This is a genomic window from Dyella subtropica (assembly GCF_026283965.1).
In the GTDB taxonomy this organism is placed as follows: Bacteria; Pseudomonadota; Gammaproteobacteria; order Xanthomonadales; family Rhodanobacteraceae; genus Dyella_D; species Dyella_D subtropica.
In genome coordinates this window covers 114,524-120,654 of record NZ_JAPDPD010000004.1, presented here as the reverse complement: position 1 = coordinate 120,654, position 6,131 = coordinate 114,524, and the positions used below count along the sequence as shown (strand labels likewise).

The following is a 6,131-nucleotide window of genomic DNA, read 5'->3' as shown; positions in this document are numbered from 1 at the left end:
GATCGTGCCTATCCTGTGGTGTGCTCATTGGATGCTTCGGTCAACCTGATGGCCGCGGTCGAAGCGGCAGCCCGCCTCGACCAGGCAACTCCGCGAGGAGCTGGATCGTTTGCACGCGCGGTACGCGATACCGTCGCTTCGACCGTCCAGGTCACATGACCGAAGGCTGCGGCTCTGCGCTAGTCAGGCGAGCCCATGCCAGGCCGCTTCTTCAGCTACTGAAAAAGCGGGCAAAGGACCGTGTGAGGTGCTCTGCCGTCGCATCCATGATCTTGATCGCGATGTGATCCACGTGCCGCTTGGTCCATGATTCCAATTCCGTCCCTTTGACCCACTGATTGAACGAGCCCAATGCCGGGCCCGTCTGGATTTGATAGTTCACGCGGTCTTCTCCCTTGCCTTCCATGGCAATGCGCGTGCAATAGGCGAAGTACCAGCGAAACACCAGCGCCATCTTGTGCTTCCCATTGGCTTCCGCCTTGGCTACTTCATGCTCGAGGTTGACCGATTTGAAATAATTCGCCGTCTCGTGCCAGATCTCGTCGAACGTCTTCTTGAAGAACGTGCCTTCCAACTGGTTCCGGGTGCGCTGTGGTATGTCATCCAGGCTTTCGTAATGGCGGTAGAGCGAAAGCAACTTGTTTGCCCGCGCCGGGAAGAAGACAGACTTCTTCATCACTTGAACCTGTGCGCCAATCTCGAACATGTCCCCCGCCGGCGCATATTCGGTGTCCTGGATGTCCATTTCCTGCAGCATCGACTTTCCGTCCGGACTCATGCCGGCTTCGACGGTGCACTGGTTGATCGAACCGGTCGCGACGAAATCCGCGCCAAGCAGGAACGCCGAGGCCGCCGCTTCAGGCCCGCCGATGCCGCCCGCCAGCCCCATGCAGATCGGCTCCATGTAGCCGTGCGCCCGCTGCATCTCGTCACGGAGTCGCAGTAGCGGCGGCAGCATCACGGCCGCGATGCCGCCATCGGTGTGGCCGCCGGAATCGGCTTCGACGCAGATGTCGTGGCTGACTGGAATGCGTTGCGACCACTCCGCCTGCTGCGACGTGATCAAGTGGCGCTCCAGCAACTTCTCCACGATGGCGAGCGGCGGCGGACACATGAACGCCCTCGCCACTTCCGGACGCGACACTTTCGCCACGATGTGGTGGTCGCAAACGATCTCGTTGCGCGCGTTCGTGCGCAGTCCTTGCAAGCGAAACCTGACCAGGGCCAGCGTCATTTGCATGAAGGCCGCCGCCTCGATGTTCTTGACCCCGTATTTGAGATACAGGTCGACCACCGCCTCCTCTTGCGCGGGGTATTCATAGTTCGCCAGCAGGTTCATGCCGTAGGGTCGGCCCTGATTCCGCTCAGCCCGATTCCATTCGGCCTGATTCGATTCAGCCTGATTCCATCCGGCATGATTCAACTCGCCCTGTATGCGAACGATGTTCGCCTCGATCTTGTTGAGCGAAAGCCCACCCGAGCCGAAAAAGCTCAGCAAGCCCGCCTTGCCCATTTTTATTACCAGATCGGCAGAGGCGACGCCGCGATACATCGCACCCGCCATATAGGCGTATTTCAAGCCATATCGACGCTGAAACACCTCGCTACCGAGCGACGTCGCTTCTATCCGAAGCGGCACACTGCGGCCGGTTACCTCGCTTATTCCAGGTGCTCTCTCGGCACTATTCGCCTTTGGGTCAGCCGCGCTCGAGACCACCTCTTCCTCGCCTTGCATGGCCCCACGCATATCAGCGTCGTTCTCGAGCCGAGCGCCCGGCGCATCGTCGACAATCGGGGTTGCCTTGGCCTTTATTTCGACAACCATTTTGGAAAGCACGCTCGCTCCGATTTCCTGGAACTCGACATCCCCCTTCCCCATCAGGTAGCGGATCGAATCCACCCACTGCACCGGCGCTGCCATTTGCGCGGCCAAGGTTTCGGCCATGCGAGTTGGGGCGTAAGGACGCGCGGTAGCGTTGGCGATCACTGTGATCTTTGGCGCCGCAAAAGAGAATGGTCGCAAGAATTCGGCAAACTCGGCCTGCGCCGATCGCATGTGGCGGGAGTGGAATGCCGCGCTGACATTCAACGTCACACAGCGCACATTCTTTCGTGCAAACAGTTCGGACGCCGCAGCAAGTGCGTTGTTGTCACCGGCAATCACGGTTTGCGTGGGTGTATTGAGGTTGGCGATGTCGATCTGCATAAGTTCATGCTCGTCGAGCATCGCCCTGACTTCCTTGGCCGAGATGCCCAGCACGGCCGCCATCCCGCCGCCGCGAGCGGCTCCCATCAGTTCTCCGCGCTTCTTGACAAGGCGCAGGCCTGTTTCAAAGGAGAACACCCCTGCCGCGAGCAAGGCGTTGTATTCGCCGAGGCTATGACCCGCGAGGAAATCCGGTTGCGCATCGGTTTCGGAATCGGCATGCAGCTCTTGCCGCCTGTGGTCATGCAGCGCGTAGTAGTGAAGCGCATTGACCACAAACAGCGCGGGCTGCGTGTATTGCGTCAGCGACAAATGTCCTTGGGGATCGTTAAGGCACAGATCCTCCAGCGAATAGCCAAGAATGTCGGACGCGCTCTTGACTCGTTCCGGGAAGAGCGGAAAGAGGTCCTTGCCCATGCCCTTGAACTGGGAGCCTTGGCCGGGAAAGATGATGGCCTTCATGTTGCGCGACTCCATGATGCGTCCGTTCTGTGCCTGCTCGTCTTGGTGATCCGATGTCACCGAGTCCATTGATTGATTCATGGTTCGCCTCGTCGATCGAGAAGTTGCTGATTGAGAAGTCGCCGGATGAGCAGCCTCTGATCGAGCAGTCTCTGATCGAGCAGCCTTTGATCGAGAGCGCGCAGTCAATTCGGCCAGCCGGTCCGCGTCACCACCGAAGGGCGACATGACCTGATGTACCTGGGATGTCGAATCGGTCGGCAGTGCGTATTTCAGGAACGTCGCCATCGTTCCGCCGGGACCGACATCGATATAGCGGAAGCTGCCCTGGGATTCGATCAGGCTGAATTTGATCAGGCTGATCGTTTGCGAAAAGAGGATCGGGTCGCGTACGACCGACCAGAAGTGACCCGTGGGCAAGGCATCCAAGAGCTTGCCGGTAGCGCAACATGCGATGGGAACCTCGCCCTTCCGAAGTGGAAGCGCTTTCAGAAACTCCTCGTAGGGTTGTCTGGCGGCGTCGATCCAGCGCGAATGAAAAGCGAAGTTGACCGGAAGTCGCTGGAACGCCACGCCATGCCGGCGAAGATGGGTTTCGACCGCGGCAACGTTCGGTTCCGGTAGCGAGATCACCGAGTGGGTAGCGAAGTTGCTCGCCCCGAGCTCACAAAGCGCAAGTAATTCAGGCGTGAGATAGCGCTCCGGCTCACCCACGACCGCGATCATGCAGCCAGGCTCGCTGCGCTCTTCCAGTGCGATCGCCTGCTCGATCACGGCCAGCAACGCGGCATCCGGATCGATGTAGCCCGCCACGGCCGCCGCGGCAAAGCTCCCCAGGCTCGCGCCAAGCACCATGTCGGCGCGCACGCCACTGTCGATCAGCGATTTCGCCAACGCGTATTCCACCATGAAGATGGCGGAATGACTGTGCAAGAGGCGATTGAATGGGATATCCCTGGTATTGCGTTCTGCGAACAGCGCGGCCAATACCGATTCGCCACAACGTTCGCGCACCACGCTATCTGTGTGCAACAGAGTGGCGCGAAAGCAGGCATCACGCTCGAATAGCTCCCGGCCCATTTGAAAATGGTGCGAACCCTGCCCAGAAAAAAGAAAGACGGTTTTCACGTGCTGCGCACACATGCTGGGCGATAACTCCACTTCAAAATCACGCCACCCATGGCCACCAAGATCGGGCTGGGTTGGCGAATTCGGGAAATATGGCAGACCGTACAAACAGCCTCCTTGAGCGTGCACGAACGGGTGCATAGCGACGGAAAGCGCGCGCAAAGAAACAGGCCACGCTTATCCAGCATGTCACGCCCAGGCTAGGATGCCGCCGTTTTATTTCATTTCGCCGCTCGCGACGTTAGCTAACCGGACTGCACCCGGGCACGAAGCGAATGCGGACGCATATCGGTCCAAACTTCCCTAATGAATTCAAGGCAAGCTTCTTTTGAGCCCTGCTTACCTGCTTTCGTCCATCCATGTGGCACGGCTTTGTTCACAGGCCAAATCGAATATTGCCCTTCTTGGTTGACCACCACTTCATACATCGCATCCGACTGGCTCAAGCTGGTAGACATGCACGCTCCTTTGCAAAAGAAATACGCAATCGCCCTTACGGGCCGATTGACCTACCACTACATGGAAAAGATGGCTTGCAACGTGCTTTGGGTATGAATAAGACACCCTGCGGAATAGGAGTGCCTGCTCATCCAGAGCTGGTCCGTCATCAGGGTGTCGTTCGCGATCTCGGCGCGAAAGCCGCAGGATCGATTTATGGCGGCAACGATACCTATTGCGCTTGAGAGGAACGTGACCTGGGTATCAGGACGACATAGATAGGATTTTTTCTGATGGGATGCCAGCGCATTGGCACGAATGATGCCGCCTTGATCGCTTGAGCTGCGGCTCAAGCGATTAAAGGTCTCCGCCGTGCGGCACCGCGAAGCGGCACCCGAATTAGTCCCCACATACTCCATGTATCGCCTCAACCTGAGCGCCCTACTCAGCGGCACTCATCGCCTCGTGAGCAATGAGTTCGTCTTCTACTTGATGTGTTGCTTGAATAGATGGAAGCAGCTGCTGCAGACCTTGGCCATTCCCCGCGTATTGGCATGGCCTCTTGAGTCCATTCTCAAACGCGCATGGAGCAGGCCATGCCGCAGCAGTCCCCTCTGCTTAGTGCTCACATACTTCGAAGAATACGGCCCGGTTTGTCAACCAGCATGATCTTGCGTATTTCCGCAAAAACATACTAAAGCCACCTCGACGGAGCATGGCTTCGTCAACCCTCATACGCACCATGACGCCACCCCATACACCCCATCGGTAGGAGCCTACCCCCGAATCGAGTGCGGGGTGGGCTCCGGCAAAAGCGGGAAGGACGCCGTTTGCAACAAACTCGCCACACGCGGCTTAAGCCCAATGTCTTGGTCCGGCAGTCCAACCCCGCGACCGCAATAACTTACGCATCAAAATCACTTGCTCGTCATACTTTGAACCGATAATTTATCGGGCGCGAATTTGTACGGTGGGGTCAGGGGCTCCGCTGACGGTCGCGAAACAGGGAACAATGGAATGACTCGTACACCCAGAGCAGTTCTGGGAGGTCGCGGCGCACGGATTCTTGCCTTCAAAGCCGCAACTCTCGGTGCCACCTTTTCTCCGCTGCTACTGGCCTCCACCGCGCTTCATGCCGGTGTCGCCTACGACTGCCTGATCGAACCGATGCAGACGGTGGAGCTGGGCGCTCCGGTCAGTGGTGTGCTCGATCATGTGTTGGTCAAACGCGGCGACCGGGTCGGTCGCAACCAGGTGCTCGCCTCGCTGGAGTCGCACGCCGAACAGGCCGCGGCTGACCTTGCTCACTACAAATCGCAGCTCGCCGGACCGACCCAACTGGCCGCGAGCAAGATCGAATTCTCCCAGCGCAAATTCACTCGCCGCCGCGACATGGCGGCCGAGAAGCTGATGTCGCATCAGGACAGCGATGACGCCGAGGCCGAATTCAAACAGGCGCAGGCCGAGCTGGTGGTCGCGAAGGAAAATCGCGAGCAGGCGCGCCTCGAATACGTGCAGCAGTCCAGCCAGCTCAATCTGCGCACCATCCGCAGTCCGTTCGACGGCGTGGTGGTGGATCAGATGATGTGGCCGGGCGAAATCTTCGAGCCCAACGCCACCAAGCACGCTGTATTGAAAGTCGCGCAACTCAATCCGTTGCACGTGCGCGTGGTGATGCCGATGCGCGCCTTTGGCGTGCCCAAGCTCGGCATGGCCGCCACGGTCGTATCCGAGATTCAACCCGAGCAGCCTTACGCCGCGAAGATCACCAGCGTCGACCGCATCGTCGATGCGGCCAGCGGCACCTTTGTCGTTTTCATGGATTTGCCCAACCCGAAGCTTGACCTGCCCTCGGGCGTCAAGTGCAAGGCAACGCTAGGCCCATAAACAAGATGGC

The 6,131-nt window shown here is 58.8% G+C and carries 4 protein-coding genes; 1 reads left to right on the top strand and 3 read right to left on the bottom strand.

Translation table 11 applies throughout. The features are described from left to right. Window positions 1-211 precede the first annotated feature (211 nt). From fabD to OUZ45_RS05105, 3 genes are all read right to left on the bottom strand, one after another. Window positions 212-3,904 (bottom strand): ACP S-malonyltransferase, encoded by a 3,693-nt coding sequence (gene fabD, locus OUZ45_RS05115; RefSeq protein WP_266168856.1) that lies wholly within the window; start codon window positions 3,902-3,904, stop codon window positions 212-214. 137 nt (window positions 3,905-4,041) lie between these two features. Further along, window positions 4,042-4,254 carry an MbtH family protein gene (locus tag OUZ45_RS05110; RefSeq protein WP_266168855.1) on the bottom strand — a complete coding sequence of 71 codons (213 nt, stop codon included), beginning with the start codon at window positions 4,252-4,254 and terminating at the stop codon, window positions 4,042-4,044. 57 nt (window positions 4,255-4,311) lie between these two features. Further along, window positions 4,312-4,587, bottom strand: a complete 276-nt coding sequence (locus tag OUZ45_RS05105) for a hypothetical protein (protein WP_266168854.1) — start codon at window positions 4,585-4,587, stop codon at window positions 4,312-4,314. Window positions 4,588-5,251: 664 nt separating this feature from the next. Between OUZ45_RS05105 and OUZ45_RS05100 the strand changes: the two genes are divergently transcribed. Then, the gene (locus OUZ45_RS05100) at window positions 5,252-6,121 is read left to right on the top strand and encodes an efflux RND transporter periplasmic adaptor subunit (RefSeq protein ID WP_266168853.1); all 870 of its coding nucleotides are present in this window, start codon (window positions 5,252-5,254) and stop codon (window positions 6,119-6,121) included. Window positions 6,122-6,131: the final 10 nt, after the last annotated feature.